The organism is Castellaniella sp., from assembly GCF_049650445.1.
Lineage (GTDB): Bacteria > Pseudomonadota > Gammaproteobacteria > Burkholderiales > Burkholderiaceae_B > Castellaniella.
This window is the reverse complement of sequence record NZ_JBASAD010000034.1, coordinates 66,991-87,134: the sequence shown is the minus strand read 5'-3', so window position 1 is coordinate 87,134 and position 20,144 is coordinate 66,991. Positions and strand designations below refer to the sequence as shown.

19 protein-coding genes are annotated in these 20,144 nt (G+C 66.8%); 11 read left to right on the top strand and 8 right to left on the bottom strand.

The window, feature by feature from the left end:
- On the top strand, positions 1-513 hold a 513-nt coding region (locus tag WA983_RS11880; protein ID WP_424312083.1), incomplete at its 5' end, for a methyl-accepting chemotaxis protein.
- Positions 514-598: 85 nt separating this feature from the next.
- Positions 599-1,750 carry an ABC transporter substrate-binding protein gene (locus WA983_RS11875; RefSeq protein WP_424248375.1) on the top strand — a complete coding sequence of 384 codons (1,152 nt, stop codon included), beginning with the start codon at positions 599-601 and terminating at the stop codon, positions 1,748-1,750.
- A 65-nt stretch (positions 1,751-1,815) separates the two neighbouring features.
- On the opposite strand, the gene WA983_RS11870 is transcribed toward WA983_RS11875, so the two are convergent.
- The 4 genes from WA983_RS11870 to WA983_RS11855 all read right to left on the bottom strand — a co-directional run bounded on the left by WA983_RS11870 (position 1,816) and on the right by WA983_RS11855 (position 6,293).
- Complete coding sequence (locus WA983_RS11870) at positions 1,816-2,781, bottom strand: MBL fold metallo-hydrolase (RefSeq protein WP_424248377.1); 966 nt, start codon at positions 2,779-2,781, stop codon at positions 1,816-1,818.
- Positions 2,782-2,942: 161 nt separating this feature from the next.
- Entirely contained in the window at positions 2,943-3,785 is an 843-nt protein-coding gene (locus tag WA983_RS11865; protein ID WP_424248379.1) for a DsbC family protein, read from the bottom strand.
- Between the two features lie 30 nt (positions 3,786-3,815).
- Positions 3,816-5,003, bottom strand: coding sequence for an FAD-dependent monooxygenase (locus tag WA983_RS11860; RefSeq protein WP_424248381.1), 1,188 nt, complete (start codon positions 5,001-5,003; stop codon positions 3,816-3,818).
- A 9-nt stretch (positions 5,004-5,012) separates the two neighbouring features.
- Positions 5,013-6,293, bottom strand: a complete 1,281-nt coding sequence (locus WA983_RS11855) for a murein transglycosylase A (protein WP_424312086.1) — start codon at positions 6,291-6,293, stop codon at positions 5,013-5,015.
- Between the two features lie 82 nt (positions 6,294-6,375).
- Here WA983_RS11855 and rpe point away from each other — a divergent pair, with 82 nt between their 5' ends.
- The 4 genes from rpe to WA983_RS11835 all read left to right on the top strand — a co-directional run bounded on the left by rpe (position 6,376) and on the right by WA983_RS11835 (position 11,286).
- Positions 6,376-7,086, top strand: a complete 711-nt coding sequence (gene rpe, locus WA983_RS11850) for a ribulose-phosphate 3-epimerase (RefSeq protein WP_424249342.1) — start codon at positions 6,376-6,378, stop codon at positions 7,084-7,086.
- Between the two features lie 212 nt (positions 7,087-7,298).
- Positions 7,299-7,988: a phosphoglycolate phosphatase gene (locus tag WA983_RS11845; RefSeq protein ID WP_424249352.1), complete on the top strand. Its 690-nt coding sequence runs from the start codon at positions 7,299-7,301 to the stop codon at positions 7,986-7,988.
- Between the two features lie 183 nt (positions 7,989-8,171).
- Positions 8,172-9,692, top strand: a complete 1,521-nt coding sequence (gene trpE, locus WA983_RS11840; protein WP_424249344.1) for an anthranilate synthase component I — start codon at positions 8,172-8,174, stop codon at positions 9,690-9,692.
- 190 nt (positions 9,693-9,882) lie between these two features.
- Complete coding sequence (locus WA983_RS11835; protein ID WP_424312082.1) at positions 9,883-11,286, top strand: autotransporter outer membrane beta-barrel domain-containing protein; 1,404 nt, start codon at positions 9,883-9,885, stop codon at positions 11,284-11,286.
- Between the two features lie 19 nt (positions 11,287-11,305).
- Here WA983_RS11835 and lldD read toward each other — a convergent pair whose 3' ends face one another.
- Positions 11,306-12,442, bottom strand: a complete 1,137-nt coding sequence (lldD, locus tag WA983_RS11830) for an FMN-dependent L-lactate dehydrogenase LldD (RefSeq protein WP_424312081.1) — start codon at positions 12,440-12,442, stop codon at positions 11,306-11,308.
- Positions 12,439-13,203 carry a transcriptional regulator LldR gene (lldR, locus tag WA983_RS11825; protein WP_424250211.1) on the bottom strand — a complete coding sequence of 255 codons (765 nt, stop codon included), beginning with the start codon at positions 13,201-13,203 and terminating at the stop codon, positions 12,439-12,441. The genes lldD and lldR overlap by 4 nt, the downstream gene beginning before the upstream one ends.
- Positions 13,204-13,666: 463 nt before the next feature.
- Between lldR and WA983_RS11820 the strand changes: the two genes are divergently transcribed.
- From WA983_RS11820 to WA983_RS11800, 5 genes are all read left to right on the top strand, one after another.
- The gene (locus WA983_RS11820; RefSeq protein ID WP_424250213.1) at positions 13,667-14,233 is read left to right on the top strand and encodes an anthranilate synthase component II; all 567 of its coding nucleotides are present in this window, start codon (positions 13,667-13,669) and stop codon (positions 14,231-14,233) included.
- A 51-nt stretch (positions 14,234-14,284) separates the two neighbouring features.
- Entirely contained in the window at positions 14,285-15,319 is a 1,035-nt protein-coding gene (gene trpD / locus WA983_RS11815) for an anthranilate phosphoribosyltransferase (protein ID WP_424250215.1), read from the top strand.
- Entirely contained in the window at positions 15,316-16,110 is a 795-nt protein-coding gene (gene trpC / locus WA983_RS11810; protein ID WP_424250216.1) for an indole-3-glycerol phosphate synthase TrpC, read from the top strand. Before trpD ends, trpC begins: the two co-directional genes overlap by 4 nt.
- 64 nt (positions 16,111-16,174) lie before the next feature.
- Positions 16,175-16,660 carry an HIT family protein gene (locus WA983_RS11805; RefSeq protein ID WP_424250218.1) on the top strand — a complete coding sequence of 162 codons (486 nt, stop codon included), beginning with the start codon at positions 16,175-16,177 and terminating at the stop codon, positions 16,658-16,660.
- Between the two features lie 51 nt (positions 16,661-16,711).
- Positions 16,712-18,067 carry an amino acid permease gene (locus tag WA983_RS11800; protein ID WP_424250220.1) on the top strand — a complete coding sequence of 452 codons (1,356 nt, stop codon included), beginning with the start codon at positions 16,712-16,714 and terminating at the stop codon, positions 18,065-18,067.
- A gap of 13 nt (positions 18,068-18,080) precedes the next feature.
- Here the strand turns inward: WA983_RS11800 and WA983_RS11795 are convergent, their stop codons facing one another.
- Entirely contained in the window at positions 18,081-18,983 is a 903-nt protein-coding gene (locus tag WA983_RS11795) for a DMT family transporter (RefSeq protein ID WP_424250222.1), read from the bottom strand.
- A complete protein-coding gene (locus WA983_RS11790; protein WP_424312085.1) occupies positions 18,980-20,122 on the bottom strand; it encodes an MFS transporter in 1,143 nt (380 codons plus the stop codon). Before WA983_RS11790 ends, WA983_RS11795 begins: the two co-directional genes overlap by 4 nt.
- Positions 20,123-20,144 lie beyond the last annotated feature (22 nt).

Genomic DNA, 20,144 nt, shown 5'->3' with positions numbered 1-20,144 from the left:
ACGATGCAGGACATCGTCGACGGCATCAACCGCGTCACCGACATCATGGGCGAGATCAGCGCGGCCAGCCGCGAACAGACCACCGGCATCGAGGAAATCAACTCGGCCGTCACCCAGATGGACGACGTCACCCGCCAGAACGCCAGCCTGGTCGAAGAGTCGGCCGCCGCCGCCACCAGCCTGCAGGAACAGGCCGATACCCTGGCTCAACTGGTCGCCACCTTCACCCTGACCCAGACCGACGCCGGCTCCAGAGCACAGCCTGGCGCCCAGACCCGCACGCAATCGAGCGCCCACGCGGGGGCCGCTCCGGGGGCGGGTGCCGCGCGTCCCGCACCGCCGGCGCGTCTGCCGTCGGCGCCGGAAAAGGTCGTCAGCCCGGCACCCCAACGCCCCCGTAGCGCCCCCGCAGCCGATGCGCCCGCCTCCCGCGCGGCCGCCAAACCGGCGCTGCGCGCCCCCGGCAAGCCGGCACCGGCGTCCGCCGACACCGAGGAATGGACCGAGTTCTAAGGCGCTCCACGCTTTTCATTACAATCATGTGAGATCGCGCACGGCCTGCTATCGCGGGCCGTGTTTCATTCAGGAGACATCCGCCGTGAACATCCGCATCCCTGGCGCCGCCCTGGCGGCCGCCCTGGCTCTGGCCCTCCCGTCCCTCGCCCATGCCCAGGTCAAAGTCGGCGTGGTCGTGTCCGCCACCGGCCCGACGGCCCTGGTCGGCATCCCCCAGAAGAACACCGTCCCGCTGCTGCCGGCCCAGGCAGGCGGCCAGACCATCGAATACATCACACTGGACGACGCCAGCGACCCGACGCAGACGGTCACGGCCTTCAAGAAGCTGATCACCGAATCGCACGTGGATGCCCTGATCGGCCCGACCGGCTCGCCCAACGCCATGAGCGTGCTGCAATTCGCCGCCGAATCCGGCACGCCGATGCTGGCCCCCGTGGGCGCGGCCTCGGTGGTACTGCCCATGACTGAGCAAAAGAAGTGGGCCTTCAAGACGACCCAGAACACCGACATCATCGCCGAGGCCCTGATCCAGGACATGGTCAAACGCGGCATCAAGACCGTCGGCTTCATCGGTTTTTCAGACGCCTACGGCGAAGACTGGCACCAGGTCTTCAGCCGCATGGCCAAGGACCATGGACTGAACCTGACCGTGTCCGAGCGCTACCAGCGCACCGACAGTTCCGTCACCGGGCAGGCCCTGAAGCTGCTGGCTGCCAAGCCCGACGCCATCCTGATCGCCGGCACGGGGGGCGCCGCCGCGCTACCGCAGACCACGCTGGCGCAACAAGGCTACCAAGGCCGCTTCTATCAAACCCACGGCGCCGCCCTGCCCGCCTTCCTGAAATTTGCCGGGAAATCGGCCGAAGGCACCATCCTGGCCGCCAGCCTGATGCTGGTGCTGCCCGAAATCCCCGACAGCAACCCGTCCAAGCCCATCGTCCAGGACTACATCCAGCGTTACCAGGCCAAATACGGTGAAACACCGGCTACCTTCGGGGCCAACGTCTACGACGCCGGCCTGCTGCTGCAGCATGCCATTCCCATCGCCTTGCAATCCGCCCAGCCGGGTACACCGGAATTCCGCCGCGCCCTGCGCGACGCCCTGGAGCAGACACACGAACTGGTGGCCACCCAGGGGGTCTATTCCATGACGCCCGAAGACCACAGCGGCTTCGACCAGCGTGGCCGCGAACTGATCACCGTCAAGGACGGCGCCTGGGCCTTGCTGCACTGACGGCCGTTCGGCGCGCCTCGGCTCGATCAACCTTCACGCCGAGGCCGCTGTGCAAGCGACACGCGTCACTTCACGCCGCCATAGGGATAGGGGATGAACTCATATCCGGCGCCCATGCGCCGGATATGACCCAGGCCCGGAAACGGCAGATGCGCAGCAGCCACGAGGGCGCGTTCTTCCGCCACCTGGGAGAAGACTTGCGCGCGCGTCTTGGCGGCCGCCGGCGAGTCGGTATCAAAAGCGATGGTGACCTGCGGCTGTGCGAACTGGATGGCGCCCACGTGCATCACATCCCCCCAGACCCGCATGTGCAGCCCCTCCGATTCGACGTCGTACACCGTGTGGCCGAGTGTATGACCCGGGGCTGAAATGGCCCGGATGCCAGGCACCAGTTCGACGCTGCCCTCAAAGGGTTTGATGCGCCCCGCATCCTGATATGGCTTGAGCGCGGATACGGCCATCTGAAAGAACGGGCGTTGTGCTTCCGGCGCCTGTTTCGCCCGTTCAGCATCCGTCCAATAGGCAAGTTCACGGCGGTCCAGACGGATGACGGCATTCGGGAATGCCTCGCCCCCCGGAGCAAGCAGACCTCCGACATGATCTGGATGGACATGGGTGAAGTACACCTCGTCCACCTGCCCGGGCTGATAGCCGGACGCCACCAGGTTCTGCAGCATCTGGCCCAGGCCAGGCCCCAAGGCGCCGCTGGAGCCGACGCCGCTGTCGATCAGCACGAGCTTCTCACCCGTATTGATCAGAAAGGCGTTCACCGAGGTGGGGGTCACGGCCCCCTGAAACGCCGCATCCAGCGCTTTCTCGACCTGCGGGGCGGTCGTGTTGGTCAGCAGTTTTCCCGGCTCGAGATCAATGGCCCCGTCATGCAGGACGGTGACCTCGAATTGACCCAGCATCATTCGATAGAAGCCAGGCGCCTGAAATTTCTGCAAAGGCGCAGCGGCCCAGGAGGCGCTCGTGAGTACGGCGAAGAGGATCAGGGAGGCGCCAGACAGCGCCAGCTTTGTCTTCAACATGGTACTTATTCCTTTCTGGGGCGGCGCGCTGAACTGCTCAGATGGTCTCGCGCACCTCGTGGATCGAATGAAACACAATGCACAGCCAATCGAAAGTGTTGATCACGGCCTTCATCTGCTCGGGCGCTTCAGCAAAGCAGCCCATGCAAGCAGCGCAGGGACTAACCTTTCTGCGCATCCAGCTTCTGCTTCAAGGCCTCCAGCGGCAGGGCACCGTTGACGCGGGTGCCGTCGGCGAAGAACAGGGCTGGCGTGCCTTGCACGTTCAGCTTGCGCCCCAAGACTAGATTGGACTGGATCGGCGTGTCGCATTCGGCCTTGGCCGGGTCCTGGCCGTCCAGCATCCAGGCCTTCCAGGCCTTGGCCGGATCAGCCGCGCACCAGATATCGCGCGAGCGGGTGGTGGAATCCGGCGTCAGGATCGGGAACAGAAAGGTATAGACCGTGACGTTGTCCACGTCTTCCAGGGTGCGGTGCAGTTGCTTGCAGTAGCCGCAGTTGGGGTCTTCGAACACGGCGACCTTGCGCGCGCCGGTGCCCTTGACCTGCTTGATCGCATGATCCAGCGGCAGGCTGTCAAAAGCCACCTGTTGCAGGACTTCGAGCCGTTCGGCCGTCAGGTCGCGGCGCGCCTGGGCATCGATCATCGAACCCTGCAGCACATAATCCACCTGGGCGTCGGTGTACAACAGGTCCATGCCCACCTGGACCTCGAAGATCCCGCTCATGGGCGTCACCCGGACTGCGTCCACGTGAATCCCGGGGAAGCGCTGCTCGAAGGCACGGGTGACAGCCTGCGCCGAATCGGATTGGGCGGGCGCGGTGGACAGGACACGGTCCTTTGTTCCGTCACGCGCGGGGGCGGACGATTCGGCAGGTGCAGCCTGGGTGGACGATTGGGTGTTCAGGACTTGGTCGCCGGACGGTTCCGCCAGCGCGGGTTGGGCCAGGGTGGACAGGCTGCCGCACAGCAGCAGCGCGGCCAGGCTCAGGGGGTATTTCATGGAAAACCTCAAAAAATAAAACCGGTGCGTTCAGTCACCGACAGCGGCCCGGATCAGGCAGCGTTTCAGAAAAGGCAGGTTGTCGACGAGACGCATGCCCTGGTTGCGTGCCCAGGCCGTCGGCGCATTGGAAGCGCCAAACAGCCGGTGCAGGCCGTCAGTGACCAGACTCATGGCCCAGACGGGCTCGGCCCGGCGGCGGCGATAGCGCGCCAGGACCCGGGGATCGCCCAGCGCGCGTTGGGGTTCGCGTGTCCGCAGCACGTCCAGCAGGTCATGCACATCGCCCAGGCCCAGGTTCAGGCCCTGCCCTGCAAGTGGATGGACACGATGCGCGGCATCGCCCACCAGGGCGACACCTGGCGCCACCATCGCGCTGCGCTCCAGCGTCAGCGGGAAACCCTGGGGGCGCGTACGCAGGCGCAGCGGCCCCAGACGATCGCCCGTGATGGCCCGCGCGTGCGCGGCAAAAAACGCCTGCTGGGCGTCGGCATCCAGCGCCTGCCATTCGCGCGCCCGGCCTTCGGGCATGGACCACACCAGAGACGCCTGCGGACCATCCGCCGTATCCGGCATGGGCAGCAGGGCGAACACGCTGTCGCCCGTGAACCACTGGCAGGCACGATTCTGATGGGGCAGACCAATGTCCAGGTGCGCGACCACCCCCATGTCGCCATAGGGCGTGTAATGATGTTCGATCCCGGCCGCCAGCCGCACCGGCGAGCGCGCACCGTCGGCGCCCACCAGCAGCACCGCATCCAGCGCACGGCCCTGGCCGGTCGTCACCCGCACGCCCAGGCCCCGGGTTTCCAGGCGCTCGAAGCGGTCTTCGTGCCATTCGATGCCCATGACCTGCACGGCCTGCTGCAGCGCACGTTCGATTTCCCCGGATTCAACGATCCAGGCCAGCGTATCGCGCGCGTCCTGCCAGGCGGACAGGTCCAGGTGTCCATCGGCATCGCCCTGGATTTCCATGGCCTCGACAGCCGTGACGCGGCGTGCGTCCATCAACCGCCAGGCGCCCAGGCGGTCGAGCAGGTCGCGGCTGGCCGGCGAAATCGCGTAGACACGCGGATGGTAATCGTCGGCCCCGCGCGTGGCCGGGACCTGTCGCGGCCCCAGCAGGGCGGCAGGCAGGCCTGCCCGGGCCAGCCCCAGCGCACAGGCCAGGCCGGCGATGCCGGTGCCGCAAACGAGGATAGGTTCCTGATTTTTCATGTGCACATCCTAGCGCGCCGACGGTGCCCCGGCCCGCGCAGGCCACAGCAGCCACATCCGGCCGGATTGTTTCATGCGGCCGGCGCGCGCACCGGCCTCGTCGCCGGTGCCCCAATAGAAATCGGCCCGGGCGGCCCCCTTGATCGCCGCGCCCGTGTCCTGGGCGAACACCAGCCGCCGCAGCGGCTCCGCGCCGCCCTGGGGGCCGATTTCCAGGAAGACCGGCGTCCCCAGCGGCACGAAGGCCGGATCGACCGCAATCGCGCGCTGCGGCAACAGCGGCACCCCATAGGCGCCCCGGGGGCCGAGTTCCGGATCCGTGATGGCTTCCTCGCGGAAGAACACCATGGCCGGATTCACATTCAGCAATTCCGGCACGCGGTCGGGATGCGAGCGCGCCCAGGCCTTGATGTTCTGCATGGACGTCTGCGCCAGCGGCATCTCGCCCTTTCGGGCGAGCCACTGGCCGATGGAGACGTATGGCCGGCCGTTGTGGTCGGCATACGCCAGCCGCAACACGCCGCCGTCAGGCAGCACGGCCCGCCCCGACCCCTGGATCTGCAGAAAGAAGGCTTCGACGGGATCGTCCGCCCAGACGATCACGGCCGGCTGGCGGGCCGGGTCGGCGGTGATCTGGGCCCGGGTGTCGTAGGGCACCACCCGGCGACCGTCGAGCTTGCCGCGCACCCGCTTGCCGGCCAGTTCCGGATAGACCGACCCCAGGTCTATGGTCAAGAGATCGTCCGGCGCAGTGTAGAGCGGCCATTGATAGGCCCCTGCGCGCGTACGCGATGCGCGGATGAGGGGCTCGTAATAGCCCGTCACCGTCCCGCTGGCCGCCAGCCCGGCACCATCGTCCAGTCGCCAGGGGCGCAACTGATCCTGCAGGAAGCGGCGCACGGCCGGGCCGCCGGCCTCGGCCCCCAGGCCGGATTGCAACGCCGCCTGGCAGACCGGCTGCCAGGCCCGGGGCGCCGCGCGCGCAGGCATCGCCAGCGAACCCGACACGGGCCGCATCAAGCCCCGGCAATCGTTCAGCAGCCCCTTCCAGACATGGGTCAGATCGTCGTTGACCCAGCCCGGCACGCTGTCCCAGGAAACCGCCGTATAGCGCCCCTGCAGCGGTCGCGCAGGCGTTTCCGGCAAGGCGGAGAGCGGCGGAACGGTCAGGGGCTGCTCGACCGACACGGCGCTGCCGGATTCACGGCCGGGAATGGGTTCCTCGAGCGGCACCGAAGAACAGGCGCTCAGGAGGGCCAGCGCGGCCACAGGCCACCAATGGATTTTCATACGCACGGAAATGACACCCGGGGGTGCACTAAAATGAAAGACTGCAAACCGTCATCATGACATATCCGGACCCTCTTTCGCCATGACCGCACTGCCCGCCGCCCGCATCGCCCCCAGTCTGCTGTCCGCCGACTTCGCCCGTCTGGGCGAGGAAGTCGTCAACGTCGTGGCCGCCGGCGCCGACTGGATCCACCTCGACGTCATGGACAATCACTACGTCCCCAACCTGACCGTGGGCCCCATGGTGTGCGCCGCCCTGCGCCCCCACACCACGGCCCCTATCGACGTGCACCTGATGGTCGAGCCCGTTGACGCACTGGTGCCCGCCTTCGCCAAAGCCGGAGCGGACATCATCAGCTTCCATCCGGACGCCTCGCGCCACGTCGACCGCACCCTGGCCCTGATCCGGGACCACGGCTGCCGCGCCGGCCTGGTGTTCAACCCGGCCACTCCGCTGGCCTGGATGGACCACGTCATGGAACGCCTGGATCTTGTCCTGCTGATGTCGGTCAATCCGGGGTTTGGCGGCCAGTCCTTCATCCCCCACACGCTGGAAAAGCTCGCCCAGGCGCGCACGCGCATCGACCGCTGGCGCGCCGAAGGCGGCCAGGCGATCGACCTGGAGGTCGATGGCGGAGTCAAGGCAAACAACATCGCCGACATCCGCGCCGCCGGGGCCGATGCTTTCGTGGCCGGCTCGGCCGTGTTCGGTCAACCGGACTACCCTCGCGTGATCGCCGCCTTGCGCGACGGCATCGCCCAGGGCGACGCCCGGCGTCAGGCACAGCGCTGATCGGGCGTGTGCCGTTCAGGCGGTCCAGAGCGTCCAGACCGCCGTTCGACCGGTTCAGACCACTCAAGGTTTGTCACCAAAAACAGGACGGCCCATCCCTCTGATAATGATACGATGACGCCCGCCGCCGGCAGTCTGGTCTCCATCTGCTTCGGCACCCTATGATTTACCTGGCCGCCAATCCGGTTCGGCCGTTTTCCCCGGCACGCGACATCATGCAATTTTCCGGAATTCTGTTCGATCTGGACGGCACTCTGCTGGACACCATCCCCGATCTGGCGGATGCTGCCAATGCCATGCGCCAGGACATGGGCCTGGAACCGATCACCGAAGACATCATCGCCACCTACGTCGGCAAAGGCGTGGAACAACTGGTCATCCGCACCCTGGGCCACGAAAGCAAGCCCGCCAGCGTGGACATGGTCATGCGCGGCCTGGCCCGTTTCCAGGACCATTACCGTGCCCTGAACGGTCAACGCAGCCGCCTGTATCCCGGCGTGCTGGCGGGTCTGCAGGCCTTCCGCGACCAAGGGGCCCGTCTGGCCGTGGTCACCAACAAAGGCACCGAATTCACCGGTCCGCTGCTGCGCCAGATGGGCCTGGACGGCTATTTCGACGCCGTGGTCTGCGGTGATACCTGCGCGCGCAAGAAACCCGACCCCATGCCGCTGTTCCACGCCTGCGACCTGCTGGGCATCGCGCCCGCCCAGGCCCTGTTCATCGGCGACTCGATCAATGACGCCCTGGCCGCCAACGCCGCCGACATGCGCGTGCTGGCCCTGCCCTACGGCTACAACGAAGGCCGGCCCGTGCAGGAGCTGCCGGTGGATGCTATAGTGGCCTCCATCGTCGAGGCCGCGCAGTGGGCCGCCGACGCGACCTCACAGACCGAACACGCATGAACATCATCCGTTATTACCCGATCACCGCTGGCGCCTATTGGCGCTGGTGGTGTTTTCGTTCCGGGTCATAACGGTCACTCGGCGCGCGGACCTTTCCGCGTCGCCCACCCCCGCAGCCCGGACCCCTGATCGGCCGGGCTGTTTTGTTTCTGTCCCGGTCCCTATCCCCACCCAGAGACCACCATGACGGAAATCGAATTCAACGCACTGGCCGCTCAAGGCTACAACCGGATCCCACTGATCGCGGAAACCTACGCCGATCTGGACACGCCGCTGGCGATCTACCTGAAGCTGGCCCACGCAGGGCCGGAGGCGGGGCGCAACAGCTGCCTGCTGGAATCGGTGGTGGGGGGCGAGCGCTTCGGCCGCTATTCCTTCATCGGCCTGCCTGCCAAGACCCTGATCCGCGCCACCGGCACCACCACCGAAGTCGTCACCCGCGGCCAGGTCGTGGAAACCCACGAAGGCGATCCGCTGGCCTTCATCGAGTCCTTCCAGCAGCGTTTCCGCGTCGCCATGCGCCCCGGCATGCCGCGCTTCGCCGGCGGACTGGCGGGCTATTTCGGCTACGACACCGTGCGCCACATCGAGCCGCGCCTGGGGCCGTGCGTCAAACCCCGGCCCGCAGGCCAGCAAGCCGGCACGCCCGACATCATGCTGATGCAGGTCGACGAACTGGTCATCGTCGACAATCTGGCCGGCCGCACCTACCTGATCGTCTACGCCGATCCCCAGCAGCCCGAGGCCTATGCCCTGGCCCGCCGCCGCCTGAAGGCGCTGCGCGAAAAACTGCGCACGCCCGTAGTCATCCCCTATGCCTACGCCAGCATGCAGACGCCCATGGAGCGCGACTTCAAGAAGGACGACTACCTGGCCGCCGTGCGCAAGGCCAAGGACTACATCGCCGCCGGCGACCTGATGCAGGTCCAGATCGGCCAGGTGATCGCCAAGCCCTTCCGCGACTCGCCGCTGTCGCTATACCGGGCCTTGCGGTCCCTGAATCCCTCGCCCTATATGTACTACTGGAACTTCGACTCCTTCCACGTGGTGGGCGCCTCGCCGGAGATCCTGGTACGCCAGGACCGCGAATTCGAAGACGGCCGCGCCCGCGAAATGGTCACCATCCGCCCCCTGGCCGGCACGCGCAAGCGCGGCGCCACCCAGGACGACGACCTGCGCCTGGAACAGGAACTGCTGGCCGACCCCAAGGAACGCGCCGAACACGTCATGCTCATCGACCTGGCGCGCAACGACATCGGCCGCGTCTCCAAGGCCGGGACGGTCGAAGTCACCGACACCATGGCCATCGAGCGCTATTCCCACGTCATGCATCTGGTCTCCAACGTGCGCGGCGAACTGAACGACGGCATGAGCAACATCGACGTGCTGCGCGCGACCTTCCCGGCCGGCACGCTGACCGGCGCGCCCAAAGTCCGCGCCATGGAAATCATCGACGAACTGGAACCGGTGCGCCGGGGCATCTATGGCGGCGCCGCCGGCTACATGAGCTACGGCGGTGAAATGGATCTGGCCATCGCCATCCGCACCGGCATCGTCCGCGACGGCATGCTGTACGTCCAGGCCGCCGCCGGCATCGTCGCCGATTCGGACCCCGAAAAGGAATGGCAGGAAACCGAGGCCAAGGCCCGCGCCCTGCTGCGCGCGGCGGAACAGGTGCAGTTCGGGCTGGACGAACCCATCTAAGGGCGCTCTTCGGCCAAAGCAGCAGCCCTTCACCGCGCAGTCCGCAGACTGCGCGGTTTTGTTTTGCGTGGCGTTGATCCTTCCATTCTGAAACCAATCGTTTCATGTGATAATCCGGCGCAACACGGCGCCGACTTTCTTGTTCCCTGCGGTTCGGCCGCTCCAACCGTCCTTCTCCTTGAAGCCCCCCTTGAAGCGCTTCCTTCCCCTGGCGCTGTGCCACGCTCTGGGCCTGTGCGCTCTGCTATGGACGCCCCTCCCAGCCCAGGCTTCACCCCTCGCAGGCGGTGACGAGGGCGGCGGCTCGTACTTCGCCCGCTGCCCTGACGCCTCCGCCGGCACCGACGCTCCGGACGACGGCACCCCGGGGGCCTGCGCCCCAGACGGCGAGCCCCTGTCCATCGCGACAACGGGCGGAACGATCAGCAGCACCGCCACTGCCCAGGGACACCTCCATGGCAGCCACCGCCTCCACGGCACCAGCTACCGGAACGCCGTCCTGATCGGGGGGCACGCATCCCTGCATGGGAATAACGAGGGAGGCCGCAGCTTCGTCGGCGGCGACGCCGGCAATCACATCATCCTCGGCGACGCGCCCGATCTGCCGAACAACACGCCGCAGGGCGGCGCCCACCCGGACCGCGAGCCCCCTCCGGAACACACCAAAGCCCCCGCCGAAGGCCGCGCCAGCGCCATGGCCCTGGTCTCGCAAGCCGGCGATCTGGTCGGCGGCGCCGGCATGGCCCGCGCCCTGGCGGCCACCGACGGCGTCAGCGGCACCGCCACCTTCGGCGCAACCGCAGAAGACGGCTCCCGCTACCATGCCGGTTCGCACATCGACGCAGACAGTCTGAACCTGATGATCGGCGTGGCCGGACGCTATCCCGCAGTCACCGGCCACTGGATGGCCGGCGTCTTCCTGGAAGGCGGCTACAGCAGCTACGACACGTACAACGACTTCTCCGGCCAGCCCTCCGTGCAGGGCTCCGGCACGAGCAGTTACTTTGGCGGCGGTGTGCTGCTGCGCCGCGACTGGGCGGATGAGGGGCAGGCCGGCCCTTATGCGGAGGGCTCGCTGCGTGCCGGCCATATCGGCTCGGACTGGGAAAGCAGCGACATGATCGGCAGCGATGACGCGTCCTATGGCACGTCCACCCTGTACGTCGGTGCCCATCTGGGCGCAGGCTACGCGCTGCCGCTCGACGACGCCACCTCTCTGGATGCGTACGCCAAAGGGTTCTGGACACACCTGAACAGCAACACGGTGACGATCGCGGACGCCCCCTACGGATTTCAGGCGATGGACTCTCTGCGCACCCGTCTGGGCCTGCGGCTGAACCATGCCGTCACTGAACACGTCACTGCGTATGTGGGCGCCGCCTGGGAACATGAGTTCAGCGGCAAAGCCCGCGCCACCGCCTACGGCCGGGACACGCCCGCGCCCAGCCTGCAAGGCGACACCGGGGTGTTTGAGCTGGGTTTCGATCTGAAGCCCCGGACCGACGGCCCGCTGACCATGGGCCTGGGCCTGCAGGCCTACACCGGCATCCGTCAGGGCTTTGGCGGAACAGCCCAGTTGACGTGGGTATTCTGAACGCTGAACGCGTGCAGGCTCAGGCGCGCACCAGCAAATCCCGCGTGATGTCGGCAATGGTGCGCGCGCCGGTCAGCGTCATGGCCACGCGCATTTCCTTCTCGATCAGGTCCAGCAGATTCGCCACCCCGGCCTGGCCGTCCGTCGCCAGGGCATAGAGCCAGGCGCGGCCCAGCAACACCGTGTCCGCGCCCAGCGCCAGCATGCGCACCACGTCCAGGCCGGTGCGTACGCCCGAATCCGCCAGCAGCGTGATGTCGCCCTTGACCGCGTCGGCGATGGCCGGCAGGGCGCGGGCCGTGGACAGCACACCGTCCAGTTGCCGCCCGCCGTGGTTGGACACCACGATGCCATCGGCCCCGAAGCGCACGGCCTCGCGCGCGTCGTCCGGGTCCAGGATGCCCTTGATGATCATCGGCCCCTTCCAGAAATCGCGGATCCACTGCAGATCCTTCCAGGAGATCGAGGGGTCGAAATTGGTGCCCAGCCAGCCGATGTAGTCCTCCAGACCGGTCGGCTTGCCCAGGTACCTGGAGACATTGCCCAAGTCATGCGGCCGGCCCAGCAGGCCCACGTCCCAGGCCCAGCGCGGATGCAGCACGGCCTGGACATAACGGCGCAAAGCGGCGTACGGACCGCTCATCCCCGCATGGGCATCGCGGTAGCGGGCGCCCGGCACCGGCATGTCCACGGTGAACACCAGCGTCGACACCCCGGCCGCCTGGGCGCGCTCCAGCACGCTTTTCATGAAGCCCCGGTCTTTCAGCACGTAGAGCTGGAACCACATGGGCCGGCTGATCTCGGGCGCGACTTCTTCGATGGGGCAGACCGACACGGTGGACATGGTGTAGGGGATGCCCTTGCGGTCCGCCGCTCGCGCCACCTGGACCTCGCCCCGGCGCGCGTACATCCCCGTCAGTCCCACCGGCGCCAGGGCCACCGGCATGGACAGAGTCTCGCCGAACAGCCGCGTGGACAGGTCCAGTTGCGACATGTCGTTCAGCACCCGCTGGCGCAGCGCCACGCCCGCCAGATCGCTGACGTTGTGCTGCAGCGTGTATTCGGCGTACGCCCCGCCGTCACCGTAATGGAACAGGAAGGGAGGCAGGCGGCGCCGGGCGGCTTCGCGGTAATCGGTGGAGGCTGAAATGATCATGATGTCAGTGTAAAAGGAGGCAAACGGGAGAAACGGGCGAGGCGCGCTTCGTCTTCGTCAAACTTGCGCACATGACCGTGCACGAATTCCAGATGCTGCCAGACCGCGGCCCGGGCGGCCTCGGCGTCACCGCGCAGGATGGCGTCCATCAGCGCCTGATGCTGGGCCGTCAACTGATCCTGGGTATGCCGGACCACGTACATGCGCTGGCGGTTTTCGGTCACGGTGACGCGCAGCAATTCGAACACGCCACGCATCATCTGCAACAGCACCACATTGTGGGACGCTTGGGCGATGGACAGGTGGAACTGGACGTCGGCCTGCGCCGCCCGTTCCGGGTCCCCCTGCTCCTGAAAATGCAGCATCTCCTCGAAACACCGCTGAATCGCCTGGCGATCCTGGTCCGTGGCGCGCAAGGCGGCATGCCAGGCAGTGCCGCCCTCCAGGGCATGACGGGCTTCCAGCACGTCGTAGCGGTATTCGGGGTCGTCGGACACCAGTTCGTCCAGCGGGCGCATCAGATGCCGGTCGGGCCAGTCCCCAGCGGCGGATTCACGGGCCTGGACGTAGGTGCCCCCGCCCTGCCGGCTGCGCAGCAGCCCCTGGCTGGCCAACTGGCGGATGGCTTCGCGGACCGAGGGCCGTGAAGCACCCAGTGCTTCGGCCAGCCGGCGCTCGGCCGGCAGACGGTCGCCGGGCTGCAGGCCCTGTTCGTCGATCAGGGCCCGGAGCTGTTCCGCGAGTCGGTCAGAAAGGCGCATGGGGCGGGGGTTCGCCTTATTGGTCTTACCATATGTCCGCTTTTCGGACGAACCCCCGGATTATATGGACACACTCCCAGTGGGTCAATGATTTAAATGGTATTACCAAAATTCCATCCAGCACGGTTCCTCTGGAAAATCGGGTGCTGCAGCCACCCGGTATTTACCCCGCTCGACAGCGCCCGCGGCCCACAGTAGAATGTTTGCCATGATTTCACACGCGACCGTGCACGCTTCGTTTTGGTGGCGCTCCTCCTAGGGGCGGCATCCTCATGCGTGATTCATCGCACCTTGCCGCCGTTCTGGCAGGCATAGGTCTTCGTGAATCTATCTCCGGTGCGGCGGCTCCTGACTCCAAGGAAGACCATGTCCGTATCGCTCTCTCCCTCCCGTATTCTTCAGCCCTCACGGCCCGCTCCGGTGTGCGCGCTCGTTTCCCGACACTGACCAGGACGACCCGATCATGAAGCTGCTGATGCTGGACAACTACGACTCCTTCACCTACAACCTGGTGCAGTATTTCGGCGAACTCGGCGCCCAGGTCCAGGTCGTGCGCAACGACCAGATCGACCTCGCCGGCATCGAAGCCATGACCCCGGACCGCATCTGCGTGTCCCCCGGCCCCTGCTCGCCCGCCGAAGCCGGCATCTCCATCGAACTGATCCGGCACTTCGCCGGCAAGAAGCCGATCCTGGGCGTCTGCCTGGGGCACCAGGCCATCGGCGCGGCCTACGGCGGGCGCATCGTGCGCGCCCGGGAAATCATGCACGGCAAGGTCTCGCCCATCACGCACCGGGGCACCGACGTCTTCTCGGGACTGCCCTCGCCCTACACGGTCACCCGCTATCATTCCCTGGCGATCGAGCGCGCCTCGCTGCCCGACTGCCTGGACATCACCGCCGAGACCGCCGACGGCGAAATCATGGGCGTCGCCCACAAGACCCTGCCCGTCTACGGCGTGCAGTTCCATCCGGAATCCGTGCTCAGCGAACACGGCCACGCGCTGCTGCGCAATTTCCTGGAACTCTGACGCCCCCGCGCCGACCCACCTGAACAGACACGAAGACAGAAGGAATCAACCATGCCGCCGATCACCCCCAACGAGGCCCTGGCCCGCTGCATCGAGCACCGGGAAATCTTTCACGACGAAATGCTGGAACTGATGCGCATGCTGATGCGCGGGGAAATGTCCCCCCAGTTGGCCAGTGCCCTGCTGATGGGCCTGCGGGTCAAGAAAGAAACCGTCGGCGAGATCACGGCCGCCGCCCAGGTCATGCGCGAATTCGCGCTGGGCGTGGACACCCCCTACCCCGAGGAACTGCTGGACATGTGCGGCACGGGCGGGGACGGTTCGCACACCTTCAACATCTCCACCGCCGCCATGTTCGTGGCCGCCGCGGGCGGGGTCAGGATCGCCAAGCACGGCAACCGCAGCGCCTCGTCCTCGTCGGGCAGCGCCGACGTCCTGGAGGCCTTGGGCGTCCAGGTCACCGCCACGCCGGCACAGGTCGCCGAATCCATCGAGGCCACCGGGATCGGCTTCATGTTCGCCCCGGCCCATCACGGCGCCATGAAGAACGTCGCCGCCGTGCGCCGCGAACTGGGCGTGCGCACGATCTTCAACATCCTCGGGCCGCTGACCAACCCGGCCGGGGCCGCCAACCAGCTCATGGGCGTGTTCCACCCCGATCTGGTCGGCATCCTGGTGCGTGTGCTGCAACGCCTGGGTTCGCGCCACGTGCTGATCGTGCACGGCAAGGACGGCATGGACGAGGCCTCGCTGGGCGCGGCTTCCCTGGTGGGCGAACTGAAGGATGGCGAGGTCCGCGAATACGAGATCCATCCCGAGGATTTCGGCATGACCATGGTGTCCAACCGCAGCATCAAGGTCGCCAACCGCGACGAATCCGCGCAGTTGGTGCGCGCCGCACTGAACAACACCGCCGGCACGGCCCGCGACATCGTCGCCCTGAACGCCGGCCTGGCCTTGTACGCCGGCAACCGCGCCGACTCGATCGGCGCCGGCATCCGCCAGGCCTTCGAACTGATCGCCTCGGGCGCCGCGCGCGACAAACTGGAACAATTCCGCCAATACACGCAAAGGTTCTCCGCATGAATGACATCCTGGCCAAAATCCTGGATACCAAGCGCACCGAAGTCGCCACCGCGCGGCAGATGCGCAGTGAATCCGAAGTCCTGCGCGAGGCCCAGAGCCGCCAGGACATCCGCGGCTTTGCGCGCGCCATCGAAGACAAGATCGCTCAGGGCAAGCCCGCCGTGATCGCGGAAATCAAACGGGCCTCGCCGTCCAAGGGCGTGATCCGCGAGGACTTCCGCCCGGCGGACATCGCCGCCAGCTACGCCTGTCACGGCGCGGCCTGCCTGTCGGTCCTGACCGACGTGCAGTATTTCCAGGGCGGCTACGATCACCTGCGCCAGGCACGCGCCGCCTGCAGTCTGCCGGTGCTGCGCAAGGATTTCCTGATCGACCCCTATCAGGTCATCCATGCCCGAGCGCTAGGCGCCGACTGCGTGCTGCTGATCGCCGCCGCCCTGGCGCCCGCCCAGATGCGTGAACTGGAAACCGTGGCTGCCGACCTGGGCATGGACGTGCTGGTCGAGGTCCACGACCGCGAGGAACTGGACGCGGCCCTGTCGCTGAACACCCCGCTGATCGGCATCAACAACCGCAATCTGCGGACCTTCGAGACGCGCCTGGAAACCACCTTGGCGATGCTCGCGGATGTGCCGGCAGGCAAGCGGGTCGTGACCGAAAGCGGCATCCTGCTGCCCGAGGATGCCGACCGCATGCGCGCGCACGGCGTCCAGGCTTTCCTGGTCGGCGAGGCCTTCATGCGCGCGCCGGATCCCGGCACCGCCCTGCACGAACTGTTCTTCGCCCGCTGACCGCGACCCGTCCCTGCGCCCGCCCCGGCGGGCGACAGGCCCCGTCAACACTTCCGTCTTTTCCATGACCTTTTCTACCGACTGCCCGCTCTGCGTGCCGAACCACGACACCCTGCTCTGGCAGGACGATAAATTGCGTATCATTCGCGTGGACGATCCCCGGCACCCGGGCTATTTACGCGTCATCTGGCACCGCCACGTGGCGGAAATGACGGACATCGACCCCATGGACCGCCTGCACCTGATGCGCACCGTGTTCCAGATCGAACGCCTGCAGCGTGCCTTGCTGAAACCCGACAAGATCAATCTGGCCAGCCTCGGCAACCAGGTGCCCCATCTGCACTGGCACCTGATCCCCCGCTGGCGCGGCGACCCCTGCTTTCCGGACGCGATCTGGGCTCCGCCCCGGCACGACGACGCGCGCGCGACCGCCTGGGCGCAGGCCTGCACCAGACTGGCGCCGCAGGTCGAACGCCTGCAGCAGATCCTGACGGCCCACGGTCCGGAAACAGACATTCCCGACGCTGACCGCGCCCCTCGAAGCGGCTGAAAAGCGCGGGCACGACCGAAGCGCCTCCGACCCTCCACGCATCCCTCTCCCATGCCCGACTCTCCTGCCGAATCCGGCGCCGCGCCCGAGACCCTGGCACGCAGCCTGCAGAACCGCCACATCCAGATGATCGCCCTGGGTGGTGCCATCGGCACCGGCCTGTTCTACGGCTCGGCCGCCTCCATCCAATTGGTCGGCCCCGGCATCATCCTGGCCTACCTGATCGGCGGCCTCGCGATCTACCTGATCCTGCGTTTTCTGGGGGAAATGTCCACTCAGGAACCCGTCAGCGGCGCCTTCAGCCATTTCGCCTACCGCTACTGGGGCGGCTTCGCAGGCTTCCTGTCCGGCTGGAACTACTGGCTGCTGTACATCCTGGTCAGCATGGCCGAGCTTTCGGTGGTGGGTCTGTACGTCAGCTACTGGCTGCCGCAGTTCCCGGCCTGGGCGAGCGCGCTGATCGTGCTGCTGAGCGTCACCGGCCTGAACCTGCTGAACGTACGCCTGTATGGCGAAAGCGAATTCTGGCTGGCCTTCATCAAGATCGCTGCCATCATCGGCATGATCCTGCTGGGCGGGGTGCTGATCGCACGCGGCACCGGCGGCGCGAGCGTCGACAACCTCTGGGTTCACGGCGGTTTCCTGCCCAACGGCGTCCACGGCCTGCTGCTGTCCCTGGTGGTGGTGATGTTTTCCTTCGGCGGTACGGAACTGATCGGCATCACCGCCGGCGAGGCCGACGATCCCCAACGCAGCATCCCGCGCGCCGTCAACCAGGTGATCTGGCGCATCCTGATCTTCTACATCGGAGCCCTGGCGGTGCTGGTGACGCTGTATCCCTGGAACGAGGTCGGCCTGAACGGCAGCCCCTTCGTGCTGATCTTTTCCCGCCTGGGCATCCCCGCTGCGCCAGACATCCTGAACCTTGTGGTGCTGAGCGCCGCGATCTCGGTCTACAACAGCGGCATGTACAGCAACGGCCGCATGCTTCGCAGCCTGGCCGAACAGGGCAACGCGCCACGCATCTTTCTACGCCTGAGCCGGCGACAGGTGCCCTGGGTCGGCGTGCTGTTCTCATCGGCCTGCACCCTGGCGGTCGTGATCGTCAATTTCCTGGTGCCCGAAGGCGCCTTCATGCGGATCATGGCCGTGGCGACGGCGGCAGCCGCCACGACCTGGATGATGATCGTGTTGGTCCACCTGCGGTTTCGCAAGGCCCATGCGCGCGATGCACTGCTGTTTCCCGCGCCCTTTTACCCCTGGACCAACTACCTGTGCGCCGCCTTCCTGGTGCTGCTGGTCGGGCTGATGACGCAACTGGACGACACCCGCCCGGCGGTCTACGTGCTGCCGCTGTGGCTGGGGATACTGTACCTGGGATATCGGCTGAAGCGGCCGGCCGCCTGAGCGGCGCAGTGAACTATCCGGGCTTGCGCGGCCGCGTGCCCAGATAGGTGCCCACCATCACCGCCACCAGGCCCGCCAGGTGATTCCAGCCCAGATGCTCGCCCAGCAGCAGGGCGGCAAAAGCCGCACCGAACACCGGCACCCAGTACAGGAACACGGCGGCGCGCGCCACGCCGATGCGGGCGATGGCGTTGTTCCAGATCAGGTTGACGATGGCGGTCGACACCGCCCCTGAAAACACGATCAGGAACCAGAGCCACACGCTATCCGGCAGCACACCGTCATAGCCCGCTCCCAAAAACCCGGCGTGCCCGATCAACATCAGGGCGCCCAGCGCGTAGATGATGCTGCTGATCGTCAAGGCATCGAGCCGGCGCGCGATGCCCTGGATCAACACGCCGCCACAGGAAAAACTGAAGACACCCGCGATCACCAGCAGATCGCCCACGCCCATCACGGCCAACCGGGCCCCGCTGTGTCCAAGGATGATGACGGCGACGCCGCCAAAGCCCAGCGCCACGCCGCACAAGCGCACCCAACCCAGCCGCTCGCGAAAGGCCAGCGCGGCCAGCAGCGCCGACACCAGCGGACCGAGCGCCATGAGCAGGGCGCCGTTGGTGGCACTGGTACGCACCATGCCTTCGGTGAAGAAGATCTGGTTCAAATAGACCATCAGGAAGGCGCAGGCCGCCAGGCCGGCCCACTGGCGGCGGTCGAGGCGCACCCGCGCCGGGCGGCGGACCAGCCAGATCGAGACCAGCGTCGCACTGGCGACCAGCATGCGCAGCATGGCAATCGTCGACGGATCGAGCGCGCTCGTGAGCTGTTTGACGAGCGTGATGTTCAGGCCCCAGATGGCCATTGAAACCAGCAGGACCATCTGCACGGCGAGCGCACCGCGCGCACGGATCATCATGGTGTCTTTTCCTTGAGCGCGCGCCCCCGGAAACGCCGGGCCACAACCAGGGACAGCGCCAGCAATCCCGGTCCGACGAGGGCGAAGATCAGCGTATCCGATCCGTGATCGGCGATCCATGCGGCCGCCAGCACACCCACCGACTGACCCAGAAACAGGACGCAGGCGAACAGCGCCATGGCCGCGCCACGCGCCGAAGGCGCCATCTGGGTGGCATTGGTCTGCAGGGTGTTGTGCAGGCAGTAGAAGCCGAAGCCCGACAACGCACAGGCGGCGGGAATCCAGACGAGACTGGGCGCATAGGCAAAGATCAGAAAACCCAGGCACAGCGACGCGCCACCCAGACCGGCCAGCCCCGCTTCGCCCATGCGGCGCAGCAAGCGGCCGGCCACCCGCGAATAGAAGAATCCGCCGGCGCCATAAAACGCCGTCAGGCCGCCGGCCAGCGAAAGCGAAGCCCCATGATGGCGCTGCAGCAGGCTGGGCATGAAGGCCAGGGCGCCAAAGGCCATGGCCCCTTCGAGCGCGGTGACGATCAGCAGCCAGCGCGCCGGACGCAACGCCAGAATGCCCAGCAGCGCGGGCCGCCCCTGACGCGCCGTCCTCGCCGGGAGAAGGTCACCGCGTGCCGCGCGCAGCAGCAGACCGCCCGCCACCAGAAACAGCCCTGCCAACAGCGCAAACATCGGACGCCAGCCCACCCATTCGGCGATCAGCCCGCTCACCCACTGTCCGGCCAGCGTGCCCAGCACACTGGCACTCACCAGCCGCGCCAGGGCCACCTGGCGCTCGCCGTAGGCCACGTTATCGCCTACCCAGGCCATGGCCATCGGGTAGATGCCCGCCGCGAAAGCGCCCGAGACGATACGCGCCGCCACCAGCCAGTCCAGGGTCGGAGAGAAGAAAGCGATACCGTTGCCGATCACGCAGGCCAGGGCGCACAGGGCGATGACTCGCAGTTTGCCGTAGCGATCGCTCAGGGGACCGAAACAGAGCTGGAACACGCCGTAGGCCACCGCAAAAACGAAGATGACCCGGGACGCCTGCCCCACCGTGACAGAGAACTCGTCCGCGAGCGCGGGCAGCAGCGTGTCGCAGGCCCGCATCGAGGCGATGCTGGCAAAGCAGCAGGCGCCCAGCAGCCACGGAACGGCGGCCTGG

Coding starts and splice junctions, on each gene's coding strand:
- WA983_RS11870 (WP_424248377.1), bottom strand. CDS start 2,781: ATGTTGAAGACAAAGCTGGCGCTGTCTGGCGCCTCCCTGATCCTCTTC.
- WA983_RS11820 (WP_424250213.1), top strand. CDS start 13,667: ATGAAGCTGCTGATGCTGGACAACTACGACTCCTTCACCTACAACCTG.
- WA983_RS11805 (WP_424250218.1), top strand. CDS start 16,175: ATGACCTTTTCTACCGACTGCCCGCTCTGCGTGCCGAACCACGACACC.
- trpC (WP_424250216.1), top strand. CDS start 15,316: ATGAATGACATCCTGGCCAAAATCCTGGATACCAAGCGCACCGAAGTC.
- WA983_RS11795 (WP_424250222.1), bottom strand. CDS start 18,983: ATGATGATCCGTGCGCGCGGTGCGCTCGCCGTGCAGATGGTCCTGCTG.
- trpE (WP_424249344.1), top strand. CDS start 8,172: ATGACGGAAATCGAATTCAACGCACTGGCCGCTCAAGGCTACAACCGG.
- WA983_RS11865 (WP_424248379.1), bottom strand. CDS start 3,785: ATGAAATACCCCCTGAGCCTGGCCGCGCTGCTGCTGTGCGGCAGCCTG.
- lldR (WP_424250211.1), bottom strand. CDS start 13,203: ATGCGCCTTTCTGACCGACTCGCGGAACAGCTCCGGGCCCTGATCGAC.
- rpe (WP_424249342.1), top strand. CDS start 6,376: ATGACCGCACTGCCCGCCGCCCGCATCGCCCCCAGTCTGCTGTCCGCC.
- WA983_RS11855 (WP_424312086.1), bottom strand. CDS start 6,293: ATGAAAATCCATTGGTGGCCTGTGGCCGCGCTGGCCCTCCTGAGCGCC.
- trpD (WP_424250215.1), top strand. CDS start 14,285: ATGCCGCCGATCACCCCCAACGAGGCCCTGGCCCGCTGCATCGAGCAC.
- WA983_RS11860 (WP_424248381.1), bottom strand. CDS start 5,003: ATGAAAAATCAGGAACCTATCCTCGTTTGCGGCACCGGCATCGCCGGC.
- lldD (WP_424312081.1), bottom strand. CDS start 12,442: ATGATCATTTCAGCCTCCACCGATTACCGCGAAGCCGCCCGGCGCCGC.
- WA983_RS11800 (WP_424250220.1), top strand. CDS start 16,712: ATGCCCGACTCTCCTGCCGAATCCGGCGCCGCGCCCGAGACCCTGGCA.